A 23596-nucleotide genomic window follows, 5' to 3' on the forward strand; every position below is an offset into this window, starting at 1 on the left:
TCTGTTTATAATTTGGTTTCATTTGTAATTATTAATTTTTTCAGAAGTCAAATGTAATCGCAATCTTATTTTCACTATTGTTTGTATTTTTCATTATTGCGATTTCATTATTTGAAATAAATTTGTAATAAAAACGTCGCCAACCAAAGTACTAGAGTCACTTGGATGTAGGTATCTTTATAAATAATTTTTGTCGGTGATTCGGTTTTGTTGTAAACCAAAGTTTGTTGTAAATAGCGTAAAAAAGCAAAAACAACAAATATTACCGTATAAAAAACGCTCGGATTGAATCGCTGCTGCACTTCTGAGGAAAGGGTAAACATTAAATAACATACGATTGCTAAAGCACAACTGATTGAAAGTGCAATGTCGGCAAACTGTACATTATATCCGTCGAGTGCTTTTCTTGTTCTTCCTGAAACTTGAGCATTAATTAATTCGCCTCTTCTTTTACCAATCGCTAATACCAACGCCAAAACAAAAGTGAGTAGTATTGCCCATTGCGAAATTAAAATTTCGGTGGCGTAACCTCCAGCTAAAACCCGAAGCACAAAACCAATCGAAATAATCATGACATCTACAATCGCTACATGCTTTAGTTTAAAGGTATATGCTAAATTCATCACGAAATAAAAGCCAATAATACTTGCGAATTTCCAGAGATTATCCAATAAAAAATCTCGACTTAGGTACATTAAAACAGAAATCAAAATCAATAAAATCGCTAAAATAATCCTGGCTGTTGATTGTGAAATGGCTCCACTCGCTAACGGACGGTTTTTTTTCTCGGGATGTTTTCTATCGGATTGGATGTCTGAATAATCATTAATAATATAAATACTACTGGCAACGAGCGAAAATATTATAAAAGCAAAAATACTTTTAAGCAATAAGTCATAATGGGTAATATTCCCCGAAAAAAACAGCGGCAAAAAAACAAATAGATTCTTTACCCACTGCTCTACGCGAAGCAGTTTTAAATATTTCTTCATTCATGTAAATTCTATTGCGAAATTAGTGAATTTTAAATAAAAAAAATCCACCGAAGTGGATCTTAAATTCTATAATTTTAATTATTTATTACTAGTTACCACCAGCATCTTTAATCATATTTTCATTTGCTGTAATGGCAAATTCTACTCTTCTATTTTGGGCTCTACCTGCATCGGTATCATTGGTAGCAATTGGATCAGCTTTACCCATTCCCATGGTATTCATTCTGCTAGAAGAAACTCCTGTGGATGATAAATAGCTTTTCACGGCTGCTGCTCTTCTGTCAGAAAGTGAAAGGTTGTAAGCATCAGCACCTTTACTATCGGTATAACCATAGATATTAATATTGGTATCGGGGTTATTTGCTAATATTGTTGCTAATTTATCTAAATTAATTTTAGCTGCTGGCGTTAGGTTTGACGAATCAAAACCGAAGTTCACCATATTTTCTTTCATGGTTACTCTAATTCCTTCTCCTACTCTTTCTACTTCTGCACCTGGTAAAGTTTCTTTAATTTCTTTGGCTTGTTTATCCATTTTATTACCGATTACATTACCAGCAACGCCACCTACAACACCACCAAGAACGGCTCCCAGAGGTGCATTTCTACCTTTACCTAAATTATTCCCTAGAACGCCACCTAATACCGCTCCTGCAGCAGCACCGATTACAGTTCCTCTTTGTTGATTATTTGAGTTTTTTACCGCTTCACAACTCGTCATCACTAATGATGTTGAGATAAATAAAGCTGCGATACTTGTTTTGTTAAAAATTTTCATAAGTTTATTTTTTTTAATTATTATTTGCTTCCTGTTCTTTCGAAGTTGTAAACTATTCTTACATTTTCCCCTCCTGAAGGAATATTTTGTTCTAAGCTAAATTGATCTGCGGTCTGGCTAATTAAACTTAATGAATATCCGACTGTAACTGCTTTGGCTTTAGAACCTTCCATCAATTTCTTGAATTTAAATTCGTTACCATTGATTACTTCGAACTCAATTGGTTGCATTACGCTTGGGCAGTCTCCACCACCATTTATCGAATAAGAACCAGTCCAATTATTTGGGATTAATTTCCACTGACTTCCAACGAAACATTGTGCATCAGCGCCTTCATCAAATGGCTTTACCTTATAATTCTTGTCATAGTTTACGCTAGTAATCTCCCAACTTCCTTTCAATTTCAAAAACTCTGACCGATCCGACTGAGCCGTTTTTGCGGTAGAGCATGAGACAGTCATTGCTGCTCCAATAATTCCTGCTAATAATAAATTTTTCATAGTAGTGATAATTAATTAGTTTAGAAGTACAAAAAACCGTGCCAATTCAACGAAAATACAAAAAAAACCCGAATTAACGGGTTCTATTCTTTACAACTTAAGTCTCATTATTTTTTAACAGCTTTTCTCTTTAGTGTAGAGGTTGTTGTTTTTGAAGGAACAGAATTAGCGGACGGTTTGTAAAAATGCGTGTATGCATATTCGGCGGCTTTTCTCACATCAATTACGCCACCTGCTTCAGAAATCATGTCGAATCTGTTATTGGTATTAGAATTAATCATTGCATTTACCGCTGATTTATTTGCAGTCTTCACCAATGCTTCAATCATCTGAGCAGGAGTTAAATTTGGCATATAGGCAAGCAAAATCGATGCGGCACCTGCAACCACTGGCGCAGCCATGGAAGTACCTTGCAGATATTCATATTTGCCATCTGGAACGGTAGAGTAAATTTTATCACCTGGAGCGAATACGTTTACCATTTTTTTATTATAATTGGAAAAATCTGCTCTTAAGAACTCATTATCATTCGTAGATGCACCTACAACAATCATATTATTGATGAATGGTTGAGCATCATTTACGTTTTTAAAATTGGTAGGATAATAAACATGTTCTGCGATATCCTCATTTTCGTTTCCTGCTGCTTTTACCAAAAGAACTCCTTTAGATTCAGCATATTTAAATGCATCCCAAACAACCTCTTTCCCAGGAGAAACTGGTTTTCCGAAGCTCATATTCAATATTTTTGCTCCATTATCTACGGCATATCGAATCGCATTTGCGACATCTTTATCTCTTTCATCACCATCTGGCACGGCACGTACCGTCATTATTTTTGCAGTTTTATAACCTACGCCATATTGCACTTCATTGCCTTGCGGAAGACCTGCGATAATCCCCGCAACGTGGGTTCCATGTTGTGCATCTGGACCCTGATAGTGGTTATTCCCATAATATTTCTCTAAATAATCGTCATAGTTATCACCTACAATTGAGGCTCTTGGATCATAATCTAAATTATATTGCTTCAATGCTTGAGGTTCAAAGTTATCCAAAGCTTCTTTCATCTGAGTTTCCAAAAACTGCTGTACTTCGGTCGGAGATTTCCCAGTAATTGAAGGATCTCTACTCACTTGATTTAAAACAGAGACCGCCATGGCTTGTTCAGGCGTAGATGGTTTAATTGTTCCTACAACTGCTGGAGTTAGATTTTGCCCATTGAGCATTGAAATCATTAAAGGAATCATATCTGAGATTCTCTTATACGTTTCGTAATTCTGTTTTGCTTCAATGCTTTTTTTTGTAAAAATCGTTTTCGACTTCATGTACATATCAAACTCCTCCCGCATTTTTGCTTGATTTGCTTTATTTTGTACAGAATTTGGACCTTCGAAAATCGGTTGGTATTTTTTAACAACACGAGTTACTTCCATATTATCTACATCTACATCTCCATTTTTTCCTCCTTGGAAGTTCCAGCCATACACATCATCAATATATCCATTTCCGTCATCATCTATTCCATTATCAGGAACTTCATTCACGTTCTTCCACATATTATTAATGAGCCCTGGATGATCCACTTGCACTCCACCATCTAAAACTCCAACAATTACTGATTTTGGTTTTAAACCTTTAGATTCTAAATATTTGTATGCGTTCTGGGTATTTACTCCATAAATATTGCTTGATGCAAAGTCTTGATGATACCAAGTCATCAAATTTTTGTCCTGCATTGGATCCAAAGGAGCAACTGCTTGTTGTGCAAATGAGGCCAATCCCGTCATAAAACACGCTGCAATTAATATCTTTTTCATATTACTTCTGTTTAATGGTTCTAATATATGTCATGGATTCTGGACCTTTGTTACAAAGAAGGTCGATGATTGATAAGTCTTCTAAAAAGCCATATTTATCTGAAAAAGATTGATAATAGTTTTCTACCTGAAAATCTGTTTCTGCTTTTGCTGAAAACCGATCTCTGTAATTAAGTGCTGCAGGTTCTTTGAAATACTCATCACTCAAAGAAAAAGTCTTTTCTGTTTTCAGAATTTTCAGAATAATTTTTAAAGCATTAAGATTAAATTCAACTAAAGAATTTGATTTAAAATTAAAGATTCCTTCGAGCTGATCTTCGTAATAATCGAAATAAGGAGAAGTTTGGTACGCTGTTTTTATGGATTTCCAATGGAGTTGCTGCCATTTTTCTCGGGTAGAGGTTTGGATTTCTTTTAGCAATCTTGTACCGTTGTGATTCATCGGAATAATCAAGGACAATTTACCGTTAGCACCATAAATATTGGTTCTATTGCGATAAGTTTGTTTCGGAAAATTCTCATATTGTTCGAAAACAATTTCGGCATCTTCTTGAAAAAATATAGAAAACCACGAAATTGGTGGAAGATAAAATATTGGTAATAGTACTTTTTTCAAAACTTGATTCTTTTATAAATTTATGTTTTTACACTCCAAAAGGATTAACCTTATGTTTTCTCCATAACTTCTTGATGATTTTTTTTTCAAATGATCTAAAACATTGATTCAGCACGATTCCCCATAGCCCCGATGGAAGCGGCATCCTTTTTTGTAGCACTCTGAGCAGAGTCGAAGAGTGCTACAAAAAAGATACAGCGGACAGCGGGAAATAGCTCCTAAAAAAAATTAATTTTCTTCTTCTTTTTTTCTAAAAATCTTTATAATAAAATCCCAGCCGAAAAATAAACCAAGGATTAAGACCGCAACCCACCAATACGAAGTTTTGTGCAGTTCGCCAGTGTTGGTGGCTTTGAACATTCTGTCCCAACGGATTTTGGTATCTGCTTGGTAAGTTGAACCACTATCTTTGAAAAGTCCCTGAACGCTCAGCCAAGTAAACATTGGTGACCCAACGATATTTTCTTCTGGAACAAAGCCGAAGAAACGGGCATCTAAAGAGGCATCACGGTTGTCACCAATCATCATATAATAATCCTGCTGAATCGTGTATTGAGTTGCTTCTTTGCCATCGATCAATATTTTTCCGTTTTTATTTTCTAGATGATGGTGTTCATATTCGGAAATAATCCACTGATATTCTGGTAAAGTTTCTTGATTTAAAGTAACTACATCTCCTTTTTTCGGGATTCTTAAAGGGCCGTACCAATCCTGATTCCATTTTTTATTGATTGGGAAAATAGATTGGGTAGTGTCGATATTTTTGGTGTAAGCATCTCTGGCAGCATTCACTTTGTAAGACACTGCTGAGGAATCCTTTACCCAAATATGTTCTTTGAGCTCGATAATCTGTGGAAGTGCTTTTATTTCCTTCGCCATTTTATCGGTTAATCCTTGGAAATCGTACATGAAACCGTTTTGTGTCTGGATTTCCTGAACCGGTAAAAAGCCATAAATTTTATATAATGCTGGAATATCTAATTGACTTCCTGTGGTCGCAATATATTTATGTTGTAACTGTTGGTCGCCTAAAATAACTTCCGGTTTTCCGTTGATAAAAAGTCTGCCAGCTCGCATCTCCATTACATCTCCAGCTACAGCGACACATCTTTTCACATAAGGATCTTTCCTGTCAATTGCAGTGTGAACCGAATCTTGCGGATAATTGAAAACCACGATATCGTGTCTCTGCGGTTTATTTAATGGTAAAATTCTAGTGTACGGAAGTTTGATTGCATTAACATACGATTTCGGATCATCTTTTGGGTTGCCTTTTTGTCCCGTATCCATGATGGTTCCTTGTAAAAAAGGAATTGCAACTGGACGCATCGGCATTCTGTAGCCATAAGACCATTTATTAACAAATAGAAAATCACCCACCAATAAAGTTCTTTCCATAGAACCCGTGGGAATCCCGAAAGGTTGTGTAACGAAAGTATGAATAATGGTAGCGAATACCACTGCGAAAGTAATCGAGCCTACAAAGGTTTCTTTCTTTTTTCCCACTAATTCCTCCTCGGTCAAATACAGCTCTTCTTCTTTTTCAACTTCTGCATCTTTGGAATAATTCACTGTTGCCAAATAAATAAATGGCAGGATGATCGTTAATAATTTCTGAACGAAAGATTTTTTTCCGAAATGACTCATTAAAAACAAATGGAAAACCGTCATCATAATCGGACCAATAATCGGTAAATATGAAAAGACAGTCCACCATTTTGAATGTTCTGTTTCTTTTAAAATAATGAAATAATTATAAAAAGGAACAAACGCAAATAGCGGATTGTAACCCATTTTTTTGAAAAGTTTCCACGTAGAAATCCCCATCAATAAAGAGAGAATGATTACATAAATGGTATAGGTAAGAAAGTAATTCATAGTTTATTGCTTATCGCTATTAGTTTGTTTTATTTGAAAATTGTTACAGGTTCATAAGTAATTAGTGATGTGCAATGAGTAATTGCGTATTACTAATTTTCAATTATTTATTAAAAAGGACATCATTCATGGTGAAATTTCCTGTTTTTCCGATAATCCATTCGGCGGCAATTACAGCTCCTACTGCAAAACCATTTCTGTTAAAAGCGGTGTGTTTGATTTCGATTTCATCAACCTCGCTTTTGTAATAAACACTGTGTGTTCCGGGAACTTCATCTTCTCTGATGGCGAAAATACCGAGTTCTTTATTTTGAGTTTCATCGAGTTTCCAAGCATCGAATCTTTTATCATTTTTAATGATTCCCTCTGCTAAGGAAATCGCTGTTCCACTCGGTGCATCTTTTTTGTGGGTATGGTGAATTTCTTCGAGTTGAACATTGTATTCTGGAAAACCTTTCATCAAATTCGCCAATTTTTCATTAAGTGCAAAAAATAAATTTACGCCTAAAGAAAAATTAGAACCGTATAAAAAAGCGGTATTATTTTGAAGTGCAATTTCCTCGATTTCTGGTTTCTGATCGAGCCAACCCGTTGTTCCACAAATCACTGGAATTTTGTTTTCCAAGCAAATTTTAATATTATTAAAAGCTACTTCTGGATTTGAAAATTCAATGACTACATCTGGATTATTCAGGTTTTCGGAAGTAGGCGTTTCATTTAATCTCGCTACAATTTCGTGACCTCTTTTGGTTGCAATTTCATCAATGATATGGCCCATTTTCCCGTAACCAACAAGTGCTATTTTCATATTGTTTTTCAACGCAGTGCGTTCTATTTTTATTAAAAATTATAACTTAAACTTAACCCAGCTTTTGAATTTACCTTCCCAAACTCATCAAAAATAACGGTTGGTTTCAAAGCCAGATCAGGATCTTTTCTACCCTCGTACAAATGCGCATCTACGACTGCATCTACGATTCCTAAAACATAAATCAAACTAGTAATTGCAATTGCATAATCTCTTTGTCTTTTTGCCCGGTCTTGGGTTCTACCCAAAACTTCTTTGGTCACGCCGGGAATATGGGAGAATTCATGTTGTTGACCATTTAATTCGGCAACAAATGCATCTCTGTAACGGTCGTATTGTTTTTGATTCCACAGCGTGATGCCAACTCCTGTCCCAATCCCGCCCCAAACGATTGGGATTTTCCAATATTTTCTGTTGTAATATTGACCTAATCCCGGTAAAATTGCAGAATACAATCCTGCTTTCGTAGGATTAAACTTTCTAATTCCCGCAGGTGCATTGGAATCTTTAATATTGGTTAGTACTTTAATTTCCGAAGGAACTTCTTTGGCAGAAACTGAATCTGTTGGATAATGTTCAACACGAATCGTGTCTTTCGGACTGATTTGCGCGAAAATTTTAACGGAAAATACGATCAGAAATATAATGGTGAGTCTTTGCATTATTTAAAGTGTGAAAGAATTTGTTCTAATTCTTCTTCGTTTTTGAAATCCAAAACTATTTTTCCTTTTTTACCATTTGCGGCTGATTTAATCTCTACCTTGACTTCTAAAATATCTGCTAAATTTTTCTCCATTTTTTTGAAATGATTAGGCAGTTGTGCTTTAGGCTTCTTTACTTCTTCTTTAGGATTTTTCAACAAATTGGCTTCTTGCTCTGTTTGACGAACACTTAACCCATGTTTCAAAATTTTATCAAAAAGATCTTTTTGTTTTTCTTCATCTTCCACACTGATGATGGCTCTACCATGACCCGCAGAAATTTCACCACTTCTGATGGCATTTTGGAAATCAGGATTTAAACGCAGCAAACGAATTGAATTGGTAATCGTACTTCTTTCCTTACCGACTCTTTGACTTAAATTATCTTGGGTCATTCCAATCTCTTCCAATAATCTTTGGTAAGTTAAAGCAATTTCGATGGCATCTAAATCTTCTCTTTGAATATTTTCGACCAAAGCCATTTCGAGTAATTCCTGATCATTAACCAATCGAATATAAGCCGGAACACTTTTTAAACCAGCAATTTTACTCGCTCTAAAACGTCTTTCTCCAGAAATAATTTCAAATCTATTTCCTTCTTTTCTTAAAGTAATCGGCTGAATCACCCCCAAAGATTTGATGGACAGCGCCAAATCATTCAGGGCTTTTTCATCAAAATAAGTTCTTGGCTGCGTCGCATTGGGATCAATATCTTCTAAAAAGACCTCCATGATATTACCGACAAATTTGTCTGCACCTTCATCTGTAGCGGAGTTGACAGTCGCTTTCGATTCGGCGCTCAAAATCGCACCCAATCCACGTCCCATTGCTCTTTTCTTGTCTTTCATTCTTAAAATATTTTCTTGATTTTTAAAGTTTAAACATTATTAGACCTCGAAAATCATTTCTTAATTATTGATTAAATTTTCGTTTTTCAACAAAACTTCTTCAGCCAACTGAAGATACTGAATCGCTCCTTTGCTTTCTGCATCGTAATTTAAAATACTTTCGCCGAAACTTGGTGCTTCACTTAAACGAACATTTCTGCTGATAATTGTTTCAAAAACCATTTCAGGAAAATGCAGGTGAACTTCTTCTACCACTTGATTTGATAATCTTAAACGAGAATCAAACATGGTCAACAGTAAACCTTCAATATCTAAATCTTGATTATGAATTTTTTGAACATTTTTAATGGTATTCAATAATTTACCCAAACCTTCTAAGGCAAAATATTCGCATTGAATTGGGATAATCACAGAATCTGCAGCGGTTAGCGCATTCACCGTGATCAAACCTAAACTTGGTGCACAATCGATAATGATATAATCATATTGATCTTTGATTGATTCCAATGCTTTTTTCAGCATATATTCACGGTTCTCGCGATCGACCAATTCAATTTCAGCAGCGACCAAATCAATGTGAGATGGGATAATATCCAAATTAGGAGAAGCGGTTTTTTGAATACATTTCTCCACTTCTACACTATGTTCCAGCAAGTGATAGGTAGAAAAAGTAGCTTCTTCAATTCCTAAACCTGAAGTTGCATTTGCTTGAGGATCTGCATCGATAATTAGAATTTTCTTTTCCAAAACTCCTAATGCTGCAGCGAGATTAACCGCCGTCGTGGTTTTACCTACTCCGCCTTTTTGATTAGCGATTCCTATGATTTTAGCCATTATTTAAAATTTAATCCCCAAAAATACACTTTTTTCTGATTTTTAAATGATTCATAAACCTTGAAATAACGTTAAATAGCTATTAACCAAAGACTTACCTATAAATAAAATTATCCACAAAACAAGGTATTTTGTGGATAAGTCTACTCTTTTTACGTTAACTGCCTATTTATTCGAATTGCATAGAAATTGGGAACTTAAAATAGCTTCTTACATTCTCGCCATTTAATTTTGCAGGCACCCATTTTCCTTTTACTGATTTAATGGTTTTTATTGCTTCACGATTGAAATCCGAATTGAGACCCGTAGCTTTTACCTCACTGATCGTACCATCTTTTTCAACGATGAACACAACCATTGTTTTAATCACGTCGCCATTTCCATTAATAACAGAATTATCAAACTGATTGACCACTTTATTTCTAAAGGCATTAATTCCACCCAAGAAATTGGCTTCTACATCGACGGCTATTTTGGGTGAATTATCAATGGGTTTTGGAACGCTAATTTCCGGACTTTTCACTGGTACATCCTGCACCGTTGGCGGAGTATAATTAATTACGGGAGCTTCCCCAATAATATCTTGAGTTCCAGCGATTGCATGATCATAATCAGACTGCTTTGGCATTACTTTCTCTCGATCTGGATTTTTTGTCGGAGTCGGAACTGTTGAATCTAATGTATTCACCGGAGTTTGAGCTGGAGGGTTTGTATGAACAACTACTGGAGGCTTTTCAGTTCTTTCCACATTACTTATGATGTAAGGTGGCGGAATTTCATTAATGACTATTTTTTCCGTTGATTTAAAAATACTTATGACTAAAGGTGAAATCGCCATCATTGCAAAAACGCCTATTCCTATCAACATTGATTTGGTTAAAATATGATCCGCTTCATTTCTTAAAACATAAGCACCATAGTTTTTATTTCGGTGTTCGAAAAGGATTTCATCAAGTTGAAATTCTTTGTTTTGGAGTAAATTTCTCATCACTACATTATTTTAATTGGTTAAGTTACAAAAATCAATTGATGATTATTAGTTTAATACATTATCATAGTTAACGATTAGTTTTTATCAAAACTCAAGCCAATTTTTTAACAATAATCAAAAGAAACAATCCAAAACATAATACATGAATAATTTTAACTTCACAAATAACAAAACCACTCTGCGAAGAGTGGTTTTACTATATATTTTACCAAAATTTATTTAATATAATTAAAATAATTCTTTTCTAATAATATTCTGGCTTCTTTCTGGACCAACGGAAACAAGGTAAACATTGATGCCTAAATAGTTTTCAATAAACTTAATGTATTTTTTTGCATTCTCCGGCAACTCATCATAACTACGAACTTTCGTAATATCTTCTTCCCAACCTTGCAATTCTTCGTAAATTGGTTCGTAATTGTATAATTTCGTAGTTGAAGAAGTGAAGTAATCGATAATTTTTCCGTCTTCGGTTTTATATTTCGTAGCGATTTTCAGCGTTGAAATTCCTGAAAGAACATCGAGTTTCGTGATCACTAAATTATTAATTCCGTTAATCATAGTTGCGTGTTTCAAAGAAACCAAATCGAGCCAGCCAGTTCTTCTTGGTCTTCCTGTCGTCGCTCCAAATTCAAAACCGATTTGTCTGATTTTTTCTCCGAACTCATTATCTAACTCAGTTGGAAAAGGACCTTCGCCTACTCTTGTCGTATAGGCTTTTGCTACTCCAATTAAATTCTGAAGACTTGTTGGCGGAACTCCTGCGCCAGAACAAACACCGCCTGTTGTTGGCGAAGAAGAAGTAACGTAAGGATACGTTCCGAAATCAATATCCAACATTGCTGCTTGTGCACCTTCGAACAAAATATTTTTTCCATCGTGAATTGCTTGGTTCAATTCAACTTCAGTGTCTACAATTCTATCCTTTAATTTTTCTCCTAATTCTAAAAACTCATTATAAATCTCGTCAAATTCTAAAGTCGGTTTTTCAAAATATTTTTCGAAAAGTGAATTTTTAATTTTCAAATTCTTTCTAATCTTTTCGGCCAAAACTTCGGGATTCAAAAGATCAATCATTCGGATTCCTACTCTTGCGATTTTATCTTCATAACAAGGTCCGATTCCTTTTTTTGTGGTACCAATGTAAGTCCCACCTGCTTCCTCTTCCCGATACGTATCGAGCAGAATGTGATATGGCATAATGACATGCGCTCTTCTGCTGATAAAAACGTGATCAGTACGCATATTTTTTTCTTCGATCTGAGCGATTTCACTCAAAAAGGCTTTCGGATTTACGACTACTCCATTTGCAATAATACACTTTCCTTTACATTGCAAAACTCCCGACGGAAGCAAGTGCAAAACAAATTTCTCTTCGCCGGCATAAACAGTGTGTCCCGCATTATCACCCCCTTGAAAACGAACTACATAATCCGATTTCGCCGATAAAACGTCGGTAATTTTACCCTTGCCTTCGTCGCCATACTGAAGACCAACTACAACATAAGTTGCCATATTTTACTTTTTTTTAGATTTCTACAAAAATAGTTTTTATAATAATCTTGAACAAAATTTAGGCGTAAAATATTCACATCCTTTATATATGGTCTGGATTAACCGTCCTCACTTTCAAATTATTTCCCTAAATTTGCACTTTAGAAAAAACATATGAATATAGTTAAAATTCACGATAAAGAGTTCGTTCCGTATATGAAAAACGACGAAATTCAATCCATCATCAAAGAGCTTGCCCTGAAAGTTTATGAGGATTACAAAGATGAAGTTCCTGTTTTTATAGGAGTTCTCAATGGAGTAATTATGTTTTTTTCTGACTTTCTGAAACATTATCCAGGCGAATGCGAAATCGCTTTTATTCAAATGAGTTCTTATTCAGGAGGATTGCAATCTACAGGAATTGTCTATAAAAAAATGGATTTAACCAAGGAAGTAGAAGGTCGCCATATCATCTTAATGGAAGATATCATCGATACAGGAAATACGATTGAAAGTTTATTTGAATACTTTAAAAACACCCAAAGACCAAAATCTTTAAGAGTAGCATCTTTATTATTAAAACCAGATGTTTACAAAAAAGAATTCAAAATTGATTACGTTGCCAAAGAAATCCCGAATAAGTTTGTCTTAGGTTACGGTCTTGATTATGATGAATTAGGAAGAAATCTTCCAGATTTATATCAATTATCTGAAGGAAGAATCAATCACTAAAAAATAAATCTGATAAAAAATATGATAAATATCGTTCTATTCGGTCCTCCAGGGAGCGGAAAAGGTACGCAAGCGCAGAATTTAATTGAGAAATTCAATTTGAAACAAATTTCTACCGGTGACCTGTTTCGTTACAATATGAAAAACAACACCAAATTAGGTGAGTTAGCAAAATCATATATCGACAGAGGCGAATTGGTTCCAGACCAAGTGACCATCGATATGTTGACCGATGAATTGAAAAAACCATGTGATGCGCAAGGATTTATTTTCGACGGATTCCCAAGAACAGCAACCCAAACAGAAGCTTTAGAAGAAATAGTTAAAGAAGTTTTAAACAGCGACATCAATGTCTGTCTGTCTTTAATTGTAGAGGATAAAGTTTTAGTGGAGCGACTTTTGAAAAGAGGAGAAACCAGTGGAAGAACTGATGATTCTAATCAAGAAATCATTACCAACAGAATTAAAGAATATTATGCAAAAACTGCAGAAGTTGCCGAATTGTACAAACAACAAGGCAAATATGTAGAAGTGAACGGAGTTGGAGCAATCGACGAAATCTCTGAAAAACTTTTTGCGGAAGTAGAAAAAATAAAGTAATTTGTTCCAGGTCCAAAGTTTCAAGTTCCAACCAATTCAACTTGAAACCTGAAACTTGAAACTCGAAACAAAAAAAATATGAGCAACTTCGTAGATTACGTAAAAATCCATTGTACAAGTGGTCATGGTGGTGCAGGATCTGCACACCTTAACCGTGAAAAATATGTTCCGAAAGGTGGTCCCGATGGTGGAGATGGTGGCCGTGGTGGTCACGTAATTTTAAAAGGAAATTCACATGAATGGACCTTGCTTCCATTGCGTTACACAAGACATATCAAAGCCGAACGCGGTAAAAACGGGAGCAAAAACCAGTTAACCGGAGCTTATGGCGAAGATGTATATATTGAAGTTCCTTTAGGTACAATTGCTAAAAATGAGGAAGGAGAAATCGTTGCCGAAATTATGGAGCACGGTCAAGAAATCATCCTTAAACATGGTGGTAAAGGTGGTAAAGGTAATGAGCATTTTAAATCTTCAACCAATCAAACGCCAAGATATGCACAACCAGGATTGCCTGGTGAAGAAGGTTATATTACTTTTGAACTAAAACTTCTTGCTGATGTAGGTTTGGTAGGATTTCCGAATGCTGGGAAATCAACTTTATTGGCAGCAGTTTCTGCAGCAAAACCGAAAATTGCGAATTACGCTTTTACAACCTTAACTCCTAATTTAGGAATTGTAGATTACCGAAATTATAAATCATTCGTGATGGCCGATATTCCGGGAATCATCGAAGGAGCAGCAGAAGGAAAAGGTCTTGGTCATCGATTTTTAAGACATATTGAGAGAAATTCAATTCTATTATTTTTAATTCCCGCAGATTCCGAAAGTCATTTCGAAGAGTTTAAGATTTTGGAAAATGAATTGAAAGAATACAACCCTGAATTATTAGACAAAGATTTTTTAATTTCTATTTCAAAAGCAGATTTATTAGACGATGAGTTGAAAACTGAAATCTCTAAAGAATTCCCAGAAAACCGACAACCCATTTTCTTTTCAGCTGTTACCCAAGAAGGTATTATGGAACTGAAAGATGCGATCTGGAAAAGATTGCACGGGTAAAAATTCTTCGAAAAAATATTAAAAAAGCAACTTTTTCATTAAAGTTGCTTTTTTTTGTAATAAAAAATCACTTTAAGTTGTCTTATTTATTAAAGATAATAACGATGACAAAACCCTTACTGTTTATACTTTCTCTTTCATTTTCAACAGCATTCGCTCAAGAAAACAAGTCCGCAGATTCTCTATCAACAAAAGACATCCAAGAAGTTTTAATAAAATCCCAACGCAAAAAGCAGTTTGCCGACAAATCGGTTTATACTTTTGATAAAGATGCATTGGAAAAAGCAAGATTTGCAAAAGACCTTCTCACCACTTTGCCCGAATTGCAATTGGATCCCATTTCGAATACTGTAACCAGCACAAAAGGTGGGAAAATTTTATTCCTCATCAATGGTATTGAAGCAAGCGATTTGCAGATGAAGAGCATTAGTCCAGAAAATGTGCTGCGTGTAGAATATTTCGATATTCCGCCAGCAAGATTTGCGACAAGAGCAGATATGGTGGTAAACGTGATTACCAAGAATCCCGAAAATGGATACCGTTTCGGTGCAGATGCTTCTACGGCTTTTACGACAGGCTTTTTGAATGGTTCTGCGTATGGAAATTACACGAAAGGGAAAAATGATTTCGGCATAGAATACAATATCTACCTTAGAAATTATGATAACAGAATCGTAAAAAAAACCTACGAATACGATTTAAACAACGAACATTACAAATCCGACGAAAAGCAAAAAGACCATTTCGGATACACCGACCAATATATTACCGCAAGATTTACCAATACTGAAATCGATAAATATGCGTTTCAGGCAAAACTGACGATGAATATCAGCGATTCATTCAGCAACGGAATTGGCGAAAGTAATTTTACCCAAGGAACTCTTCAGAATATACATGGAACCGTTCACAACCGTGCTTCCGATTATGTAAATCCGACTTTGGATTTGTATTATTCTAAAAATTTAAGCAAAAAAGATGAACTGAGTTTAAATCTAGTGGGTTCATTTTATGATACCAATTCTACGCAATTTGATCGAGAATGGATTCTGTCTAACAACCAAGACGTATTTAATAATGATATGATTTTGAAGGCAAAACAAAATGGTTTTATTGGCGAACTGGCGCATTCTCATCAATTCGAAAAAGGGAAACTCAGTTCTGGATACCGAATTTCAAACAATTCCATTTCCAATGATTTACAAAATTTGACAGGAAAATCAAATTACACCGTAAATTATCTGGAACAATATCTTTACACCGAATATTCTGGCAAGAAAGATAAATTAACGTATCGCCTCGGAATGGGATTAACGAATATTCATAATAAAAGTGCCGAAACGACTTTTGATGAATGGGCTTTAACACCAAAAGTTGTTTTGGGCTATGAACTGAAAAACAATCAAAGTTTAAGATTCACAAGCAGTTATGTACCGAAAAGTCCGAGCAGCGACGCATTGAGTAGCAATATGGTTCAAGTCGTTCCCAACATTGTAAGAACTGGTAATCCGTTTTTGAAATCGCAACATTCTTGGGGAAATAATTTAATTTATTCCTTTAATTCCAAATATTTTGATCTGAATGCCAATGCTTTTTATTGGTTAAGAAATCGCGCAAGCAATCAATATTATGTTTTAAATGCAGATTCGAGCGGTTATCTTCTCACCTACGAAAATGCCAAAAACGCACAACAATACGGACTTCAACTTACGGGTTCTGTAAAACCTTTCGGAAATAATCTTTTGGTCGCAAAACTTGTATTTGCTCCCGCTTCCGAAACTTTAAAAACGAATGATGGAACATTGATAAAAAATAATTATATCGGGAATTATTTCAGTTTCTCATCGGAATATAAAAATTTAAATATTCAATATCAATTCAATGTTCCTTACTATACGCTCAATGGTGCGTTTCTTTCAACCAACGAAAATGCAAGCCATTTCTTTGCAAGTTATAAAAAAGAAAGCTGGACTTTCACTACAGGAATATATTGGATCGGAATGCCATCAGAATACAAAACCAAAAGCTTGCCCGAAAGTCTCGTAAATTACACCGCAAACACTCAGATTTTCAATAACAAAAATATGTTTGTTTTAGGATTGAGCTACGACTTTTCAACCGGCAAAAAAATCGATATTCAGAAAAAACTGAATAACAGCACCGCACCAGCTTCCACTTTTTAAGTTAAAGAATTATATTAATAAATAATCTTGCTAAGATTTCGAACCTTAGCAAGATTATTTATTAAAGATAGTATCAGCGAAAAAATAATAACTTATCTTTGCAAAATATTTCGCGGCATTCTTAGCCCTTTCGGTAATTTATTTACTTAAAAATCTCTGTTAAAATTTTTGGCAGATTTGCTCAAAAATGATGAAGTAAAACGCTTCACCCGCATTAATTTAATACACAGAAATTTTGTTATTTACAGACTTAAAACTTATTAAGCCCATCCTCGATGCGCTTAAAACAGAAGGTTACACGCAACCAACTCCTATTCAGGAAAAAGCAATCCCAAGCATTTTACAGGGAAGAGATTTACTTGGAACGGCACAAACCGGAACTGGGAAAACAGCCGCATTTGCGATTCCAATCTTGCAAAATCTTGCAGAAAAAAACAGCCGCAACAATAACATCAAGGTTTTGGTTTTAACGCCAACCAGAGAATTGGCGATCCAAATCGAAGAGAGTTTTAATGCTTACGGTAGAAATTTGAACCTAAGAAATCTTGTAGTTTTTGGAGGTGTAAAACAAGCTGCACAAGAAAAAGCGTTGAGAAGAGGTGTTGATATTTTGGTAGCAACTCCAGGAAGATTATTAGATTTTATTTCACAGAGAATTGTTTCTCTTCAAAACTTAGAAGTTTTTGTTTTGGATGAAGCGGACAGAATGCTTGATATGGGTTTTGTGCACGATGTAAAAAAAATCATCAAGTTATTGCCTCCGAAAAGACAGACTCTTTTCTTTTCTGCAACTTTCCCCGATGAAATCAGCAAATTGGCTAATTCAATGCTTACCAATCCGGTAAAAGTTGAAGTTGCGCCGGTTTCTGCAACTGCAGATACGATCAATCAAAAAGTATATTTCGTTGACAAAGACGATAAATTGGAATTGTTGACGCATATTTTACAAAACGACATCAAAGAATCGGTTTTGGTATTTTCGAGAACGAAACATGGTGCGGATAAAATTGCAAGAAAACTGCAAAGTCATAAAATTTCGGCGGAAGCAATTCACGGAAATAAATCCCAAAATCAAAGACAAAATGCTTTAAGCAACTTTAAATCTGGGAAAACCAGAATTTTGGTAGCAACTGATATTGCAGCAAGAGGAATTGATATTGACGAACTGAAATATGTCTTGAATTTTGAATTATCTGATGTTTCTGAAACCTACGTTCACCGAATCGGAAGAACAGGAAGAGCCGGCTCAGAAGGAAGTTCGATCTCTTTTGTTGATGGTTTGGATTTATTGAATCTGAAAAATACAGAGAAACTGATCGGTAAAAAAATTCCGGTAGAGAGAGATCACCCTTTTCATACGGATAATTTAGTGGCTCAAAAAAGGGATTCTAACAATAAACCGTTTAATCCAAGACCGAAACCGCAAGGAAATTCAAACAGTGGTCACGCCAAAAAGCCCAATAATAAAAGTAATTTCACGAGAAATAGATAAATATTTCACGCAAAGGCACAGACGAAACGCAAAGACCGCAATTATAGTTGCGGTCTTTTTTTATTTCTAAAAACTCTTTGCGAAAAATCTTTGCGACTTTGCGTGAAAACTTTTGCGAGAAATTTATTTCGAAAACATTCTTAAAGCATTTTCGGTTGTGATTCTGTCGATTTCAGAAAAATCTTTTCCATAAATGTCAACTAATTTTCCAACGACCAAATCCAAATACGAACTTTCATTCCTTTTTCCGCGATGTGGAACGGGCGCAAGATAAGGTGAATCGGTTTCCAGAACGATTTTATCTAAAGGAATTTCATTTAAGAACTGATCGATTTTTCCGTTTTTAAAAGTGACTACTCCACCGATTCCCAAAATAAACTGCAAGTCGATCGCGTGTTTTGCCTGTTCTAAATTTCCCGAAAAACAGTGGAAAATACCACGCAATTTCGGATGTTTTTTTCTTTCTAAAACTTCAAATGTTTCATCGAAACTTTCTCTGGTGTGAATCACAATCGGCAAATCTTTTTCGATTGCCCAATCAATTTGTTGCTCGAAAGCTTTAGTTTGGATATCTAAAGTACTTTTATCCCAATACAAATCGATTCCGATTTCTCCGATTGCCGGAAACGATTTTTCATTCAGATATTTTTCAACCAAGTTCAGTTCGTTTTCCCAAGTTTCAGGTTTCACATAACACGGATGAAGACCCATCATTGAAAAAATTTGATTCGGATATTGACTTTCCAAATCAAGCATTTTTTCGTGCGTTGAAGAATCAATTGCTGGAAGATAAAACTGGGAAACGCCTTTAGAAATGGCTCTTTCAATCGCTTCTTTTCGGTCTTCGTCGAATTCTTCGGAATATAAATGGGTGTGAGTGTCGATCATTTTTTTGATGTCTAATGTAAAATTGTACAAAGTATTAACGTAGAAAAGTACAAAGTATAATTGTATATTCTACGTTAATACTTTGTACAATCAGAATATTTTATGTTTCACTTTTGATTGTTGCAAAGCGATTTTTTCTTTTAAATTTTCTAAAAACTCTTGATGCTTTGGCGAATTTTCATCGGAAGTTTTATGATGCAAAGCTTTTGAAATTTTAAAATTTTCTTCCACAAAATCCATGGTTTCATCAGCGAAATAAGCGTTCCCGAATTTTTCCCAAATATAATTAATCGCCTGTTTGTTTGGATGAATTAAATCTTCTTTGTAGAAACGGTAATCTCGCAAATCATCCATTAAAATTTCATAAACTGGCAAATAATGGCAGTTTTCGAACTGAGGAATAATTTCGTGAATGGCAGAAATGAGTTTTGATTTGCTCAAATTATTTTCAATCATTCCGTCTTTGGTATGACGAACGGGCGAAACCGTGAAGAGAATTTGAACGTTTTCTTTACAAATATCTTTCAGCTTTTCAATGGTTTCGTAAATAGAATCGGTGAGTTCCAAATTTGTTAAAAGTCGTTTTTCAAAATACTTTCCGGGGATTTTGTGGCAATTGGCAACGAGTTTTTTCTTTGGTAGAAATTCATAAATATAGGAAGTTCCGTAAGTGATAATTACCCAATTGGTATTTTGTAGAAAGCGATTTCCGACTTCTATATTTTGATTTATTTTTTCTAAAATCTGATGCAAAAATCGGGAATCAAATGAAGAATGATGATCCAAAGAAATCATTTCATCATTAAATTTAATTAAATCTTCGTCAGAATAAAACTCGGAATGATGAAGTTTTTTGATCGAATGATTCATCGAAAACGGATTAAAAATTGTTCCGAAAGGATTGTTCAAAGTTTGAATTTGCCCAGTTTGCAACAACTCAGAAATCTCAGATGCAAAACAAGAACCTATTGAAAACACATGATCTTCAACTTCTATTTTATGAGCGGAATTGGGGATTTCTACTTCGGTACGGAATTTCATTTTTTCAATTTGAAAATTTGAGAATGTGCTCATTTGAAAATTAAAAAAGCAGTTGTTAATTCATCTTCAAATTTTCAAATTAGCACATTATCTCATTAAGATTCTCTTCGCAACAAATAATTTGCCAGTTCAACGAATGGTTTTTTCTTTTCGTCAGCAACGTTTATTTTATTCAGATATTGTTGCGCTAAATCATTATGTTCTTGAATAAGATGTAGTGCTTTCTCATCCACTCTGGCACGGCGGAAAATCTTTTCAACACTATAAACTTTATCCACGTTATCGGTTTTCTTAGCGTACCAAAATTCGAGTTCTTTTCTTTCTTCTTCTGTGGTATGCTCCTTGGCTAAAAGATATAAGACGGTTTTTTTATTTTCGTAGATGTCTCCTGCGTGCTTTTTACCAATTTGCTCTTGATTACCAAAAACATCAAGGTAATCATCCATAATCTGGAATGCGATTCCGACGTGTTTTCCGAAATTAAAAATGGCTTTTGCGTCTTTAAAATCTGCACCTGCGATTAAAGCACCAATTTCAAAAGAAGAAGCGCTTAAAATCCCCGTTTTATAGGAAATCATTCTGATATAATCATTGAAGGTAACTTCTTCTTGCGTTTCAAAATTAATGTCGTATTGCTGTCCTTCGCAAAGTAATAATCCGGTGTGGATGAAAACACGCATACAAGCTTTATACAAATCGGGTTCGAGATTTTCAAAAAACTTAAGCGCTTTGAACATTAAGGCATCACCAGAAAGAATTCCAGTATTAATTCCATGCAACGTATGAATAGTTGGTTTTCCTCTACGGAGTGGTGCTTCATCCATAATATCATCATGAATCAGGGTGAAGTTGTGGAAAAACTCGATTGCTAAAGCTGGTTTAATCGCCTTTTTCAAATCACCACCAAACATTTCACAAGCCATTAAAACCATCATCGGACGAAGTCTTTTCCCCCCATGTGAAATAATATAATTCATCGGAGCATAAAGTTCCTCGGGTTTATCCTTGAAGATATATTTTTGAATCGCGGTAGCAACCATCCCCTGATATTCATCTAAAAACTGCATAAAATTTCTTGTTTCTGCAAAAATACGATTTAAAATAATCTTTAACCATTAAAATAGATACAAAAAAAGTCATCTCTTTCGAAATGACTTTTACTATTGATTGCGGTTTGATTATTTTAAAAAGATAACAACCAAATAGGTAGCTCCCGCTACGATGGCTGAAATTGGTATGGTTAAAACCCACGCCCAAAGTAAACTTACCGTAATTCCCCAGCGAACTGCAGAAACTCTTTTGGTTAAACCAACTCCGATAATCGCACCAGTAATGGTGTGTGTTGTTGAAACCGGAATCCCGAAATGCTCGGAAATAAAAAGCGTGATTGCACCAGAAGTTTCCGCTGCAACTCCTTCTAGCGGTGTTACTTTGGTAATTCGAGTCCCCATGGTTTTTACAATTTTCCAGCCTCCACTCATCGTTCCTAAAGCAATCATTAAAAATGATGTAAAAGGAACCCAATAATAGTGTTCTACAAAATAATTGAACTGATGGGTACTGTCTAAAGCTAAATACACTGGATCTTGCAAGGTATGGGTATGGTGGAAAATAATCGCCGCACCAATAATTCCCATTACTTTCTGTGCATCATTTGTCCCATGTCCTAAACTGAATAATGCAGATGAAACCAACTGTAATTTTTTAAACACGCTATCGGCTTTCCGAGGACTTGTTTTTTTAGAAACATAAACAATAAATAAGGTGATAAGGATTGAAATAACCGAACCGATAACCGGTGCCAGAAAAATGAATAAAAAGATTGGAATCACTTTATCATATCTTACTACATTTTGGGTAAAGAGTTGCTTAAAAGCAAGTATCAGTTTATCGATAATTGACAAGTCGGGATTGGTTACCGCAATTAGATGATAGTCTGAAACCAAAGCGTACATTAGAGCCGCTCCTAAAAACCCACCAATTAAGGTATGAGAGGATGAGGAAGGAATCCCAAACCACCAGGTTAATAAATTCCAGGCGATGGCGGCAACCAAGCCAGCAAAAATAACTTCGAGATTAATGAAATCGGTGTTTACTGATTTGGCAATGGTATTCCCAATTTTAAACTCGCCTATTACATACGCAGCAAGAAAAAATGCTGCAAAATTCCAAACTGCAGCCCAAAGAACTGCTTGGAAAGGGGTTAATACTTTAGTTGAAACGATGGTCGCAATAGAGTTTGCGGCATCATGAAAACCATTGATATAGTCGAAAATCAGAGCTAATACAATGATGATGATTAATAGAATTGGTAAATCCATTCTTTTGTTTGTAATAAATTAGGGAATAGATTAAGCGTATTTAATCAAAATACTGTCAATCGTGTTTGCCACATCTTCAGCTTTGTCGGTGACTGTTTCCAGATATTCTAAAACAGATTTTACTTTAATAATCAATAATGCATCATTGGTCTCAAACAATTTTACGATGGCTTGGCTTAAAACATCATCAGCAATATTCTCGAAAGAATTGATTTTAATACAAGATTCTTTCACTGCTTTAGGATCTTTGAAATCGTTCAGGTTTTTAAGAGCGAGCTGAACTTCGAGACAAGATTTGTAAATTAACAAAGTGAACTCGGTATAAGCAGGATCCAATGGTGCTTTGTATAAATAAATATATTTAGCAGAAGCGTACATGAAATCCGCAATATCATCTAACCCACTTGCCAAATGGCTGATATCTTCTCTGTCAAACGGGGTAATAAAGTTTTCTCCTAGCTGCACGAAAATTTCATGAGTAAGATCATCCATTCGGTGTTCATAATCGCTCATGTGTTGCAACATGGTATCATCATTAATATCAAAGTCGAGTAAACTCTCGTGAAATTCTTTTGACATGGCTACCAGCTCTTCTGCAACTTTTTCAAACAGTACAAAAAACACTTTGTCTTTCGGCTGGAACATTTTAAAAATATTTCCGATTCCCATTGTTATTCATTTAATAATTAGTGGTGCAAATTTCCGAAAAAGAGTAACAGCTTTCTCGTTTTTATATTAAGTTTTATTAACATTGCGAAAATATTTCCTAACAAAAAAAACAGTCTCATTACTAATAATGAAACTGTTTTATATTTAAATAAGAAAGAAAAATTAGTTAGATTCTTCTGCTCTCATCTCTTTTCCCTTGAATTTCTGAGTTTGCAATCCTTTAAGAACTTCATCTTTAAATGATTTCTCAACTTCAAAGAATGAGAATTTTTCTAAGATTTCGATGTTACCAATATCTGGACGTTTTTTTGATTTTTCAGTTGACTTGTTGATAATCTCTAACAT

At 35.0% G+C, this 23596-nt stretch carries 23 protein-coding genes; 5 read left to right on the forward strand and 18 right to left on the reverse strand.

The window, feature by feature from the left end; translation table 11 throughout:
* Positions 1–107: 107 nt before the first annotated feature.
* The 12 genes from WBY99_RS06795 to WBY99_RS06850 form a co-directional block, all read right to left on the reverse strand.
* A complete protein-coding gene (locus WBY99_RS06795) occupies positions 108–992 on the reverse strand; it encodes a decaprenyl-phosphate phosphoribosyltransferase (protein WP_423975576.1) in 885 nt (294 codons plus the stop codon).
* 91 nt (positions 993–1083) lie between these two features.
* On the reverse strand, positions 1084–1773 hold the full coding sequence (locus tag WBY99_RS06800) for an OmpA family protein (protein ID WP_423975577.1): 690 nt from the start codon (positions 1771–1773) through the stop codon (positions 1084–1086).
* A 20-nt stretch (positions 1774–1793) separates the two neighbouring features.
* Positions 1794–2273 carry a hypothetical protein gene (locus WBY99_RS06805; protein WP_423975578.1) on the reverse strand — a complete coding sequence of 160 codons (480 nt, stop codon included), beginning with the start codon at positions 2271–2273 and terminating at the stop codon, positions 1794–1796.
* Between the two features lie 107 nt (positions 2274–2380).
* Positions 2381–4093, reverse strand: a complete 1713-nt coding sequence (locus WBY99_RS06810; RefSeq protein ID WP_423975579.1) for a S8 family serine peptidase — start codon at positions 4091–4093, stop codon at positions 2381–2383.
* A gap of 1 nt (position 4094) precedes the next feature.
* Positions 4095–4709 carry a WbqC family protein gene (locus tag WBY99_RS06815; RefSeq protein ID WP_423975580.1) on the reverse strand — a complete coding sequence of 205 codons (615 nt, stop codon included), beginning with the start codon at positions 4707–4709 and terminating at the stop codon, positions 4095–4097.
* Between the two features lie 228 nt (positions 4710–4937).
* Positions 4938–6587, reverse strand: coding sequence for a signal peptidase I (gene lepB, locus WBY99_RS06820; RefSeq protein ID WP_423975581.1), 1650 nt, complete (start codon positions 6585–6587; stop codon positions 4938–4940).
* Positions 6588–6690: 103 nt separating this feature from the next.
* Positions 6691–7395: a 4-hydroxy-tetrahydrodipicolinate reductase gene (gene dapB / locus WBY99_RS06825; RefSeq protein WP_423975582.1), complete on the reverse strand. Its 705-nt coding sequence runs from the start codon at positions 7393–7395 to the stop codon at positions 6691–6693.
* A 32-nt stretch (positions 7396–7427) separates the two neighbouring features.
* Complete coding sequence (locus WBY99_RS06830; protein WP_423975583.1) at positions 7428–8057, reverse strand: DUF5683 domain-containing protein; 630 nt, start codon at positions 8055–8057, stop codon at positions 7428–7430.
* Positions 8057–8944 carry a ParB/RepB/Spo0J family partition protein gene (locus WBY99_RS06835; RefSeq protein WP_423975584.1) on the reverse strand — a complete coding sequence of 296 codons (888 nt, stop codon included), beginning with the start codon at positions 8942–8944 and terminating at the stop codon, positions 8057–8059. The genes WBY99_RS06830 and WBY99_RS06835 overlap by 1 nt, the downstream gene beginning before the upstream one ends.
* Positions 8945–9004: 60 nt before the next feature.
* Positions 9005–9778, reverse strand: coding sequence for a ParA family protein (locus WBY99_RS06840; protein WP_423975585.1), 774 nt, complete (start codon positions 9776–9778; stop codon positions 9005–9007).
* A gap of 169 nt (positions 9779–9947) precedes the next feature.
* Positions 9948–10766, reverse strand: coding sequence for an energy transducer TonB (locus WBY99_RS06845; protein ID WP_423975586.1), 819 nt, complete (start codon positions 10764–10766; stop codon positions 9948–9950).
* Between the two features lie 231 nt (positions 10767–10997).
* Positions 10998–12284 carry an adenylosuccinate synthase gene (locus WBY99_RS06850; protein WP_423975587.1) on the reverse strand — a complete coding sequence of 429 codons (1287 nt, stop codon included), beginning with the start codon at positions 12282–12284 and terminating at the stop codon, positions 10998–11000.
* 153 nt (positions 12285–12437) lie between these two features.
* On the opposite strand from WBY99_RS06850, the gene hpt reads away from it, so the two are divergent.
* The 5 genes from hpt to WBY99_RS06875 all read left to right on the forward strand — a co-directional run bounded on the left by hpt (position 12438) and on the right by WBY99_RS06875 (position 18332).
* Positions 12438–12995: a hypoxanthine phosphoribosyltransferase gene (hpt, locus tag WBY99_RS06855; protein ID WP_423975588.1), complete on the forward strand. Its 558-nt coding sequence runs from the start codon at positions 12438–12440 to the stop codon at positions 12993–12995.
* 21 nt (positions 12996–13016) lie between these two features.
* Positions 13017–13595 (forward strand): adenylate kinase, encoded by a 579-nt coding sequence (locus tag WBY99_RS06860; protein ID WP_423975589.1) that lies wholly within the window; start codon positions 13017–13019, stop codon positions 13593–13595.
* Positions 13596–13673: 78 nt separating this feature from the next.
* Positions 13674–14657 carry a GTPase ObgE gene (gene obgE / locus WBY99_RS06865; RefSeq protein ID WP_423975590.1) on the forward strand — a complete coding sequence of 328 codons (984 nt, stop codon included), beginning with the start codon at positions 13674–13676 and terminating at the stop codon, positions 14655–14657.
* Positions 14658–14761: 104 nt separating this feature from the next.
* Entirely contained in the window at positions 14762–16840 is a 2079-nt protein-coding gene (locus WBY99_RS06870) for a TonB-dependent receptor plug domain-containing protein (protein WP_423975591.1), read from the forward strand.
* Positions 16841–17075: 235 nt separating this feature from the next.
* Entirely contained in the window at positions 17076–18332 is a 1257-nt protein-coding gene (locus WBY99_RS06875; RefSeq protein WP_423975592.1) for a DEAD/DEAH box helicase, read from the forward strand.
* 123 nt (positions 18333–18455) lie between these two features.
* Here WBY99_RS06875 and WBY99_RS06880 read toward each other — a convergent pair whose 3' ends face one another.
* The 6 genes from WBY99_RS06880 to WBY99_RS06905 all read right to left on the reverse strand — a co-directional run.
* Positions 18456–19220, reverse strand: a complete 765-nt coding sequence (locus WBY99_RS06880) for a TatD family hydrolase (protein WP_423975593.1) — start codon at positions 19218–19220, stop codon at positions 18456–18458.
* A gap of 90 nt (positions 19221–19310) precedes the next feature.
* The gene (locus WBY99_RS06885) at positions 19311–20261 is read right to left on the reverse strand and encodes a GSCFA domain-containing protein (protein WP_423975594.1); all 951 of its coding nucleotides are present in this window, start codon (positions 20259–20261) and stop codon (positions 19311–19313) included.
* Positions 20262–20356: 95 nt separating this feature from the next.
* Positions 20357–21328: a polyprenyl synthetase family protein gene (locus WBY99_RS06890; protein ID WP_423975595.1), complete on the reverse strand. Its 972-nt coding sequence runs from the start codon at positions 21326–21328 to the stop codon at positions 20357–20359.
* 111 nt (positions 21329–21439) lie between these two features.
* Complete coding sequence (locus WBY99_RS06895) at positions 21440–22582, reverse strand: anion permease (protein ID WP_423975596.1); 1143 nt, start codon at positions 22580–22582, stop codon at positions 21440–21442.
* Positions 22583–22612: 30 nt separating this feature from the next.
* Complete coding sequence (locus tag WBY99_RS06900) at positions 22613–23251, reverse strand: DUF47 domain-containing protein (protein ID WP_133440213.1); 639 nt, start codon at positions 23249–23251, stop codon at positions 22613–22615.
* Between the two features lie 162 nt (positions 23252–23413).
* A partial coding sequence (locus WBY99_RS06905; RefSeq protein ID WP_423975597.1) for a DbpA RNA binding domain-containing protein occupies positions 23414–23596 on the reverse strand: 183 nt, incomplete at its 5' end.

Source organism: Kaistella sp., from assembly GCF_049588135.1.
Lineage (GTDB): Bacteria > Bacteroidota > Bacteroidia > Flavobacteriales > Weeksellaceae > Kaistella.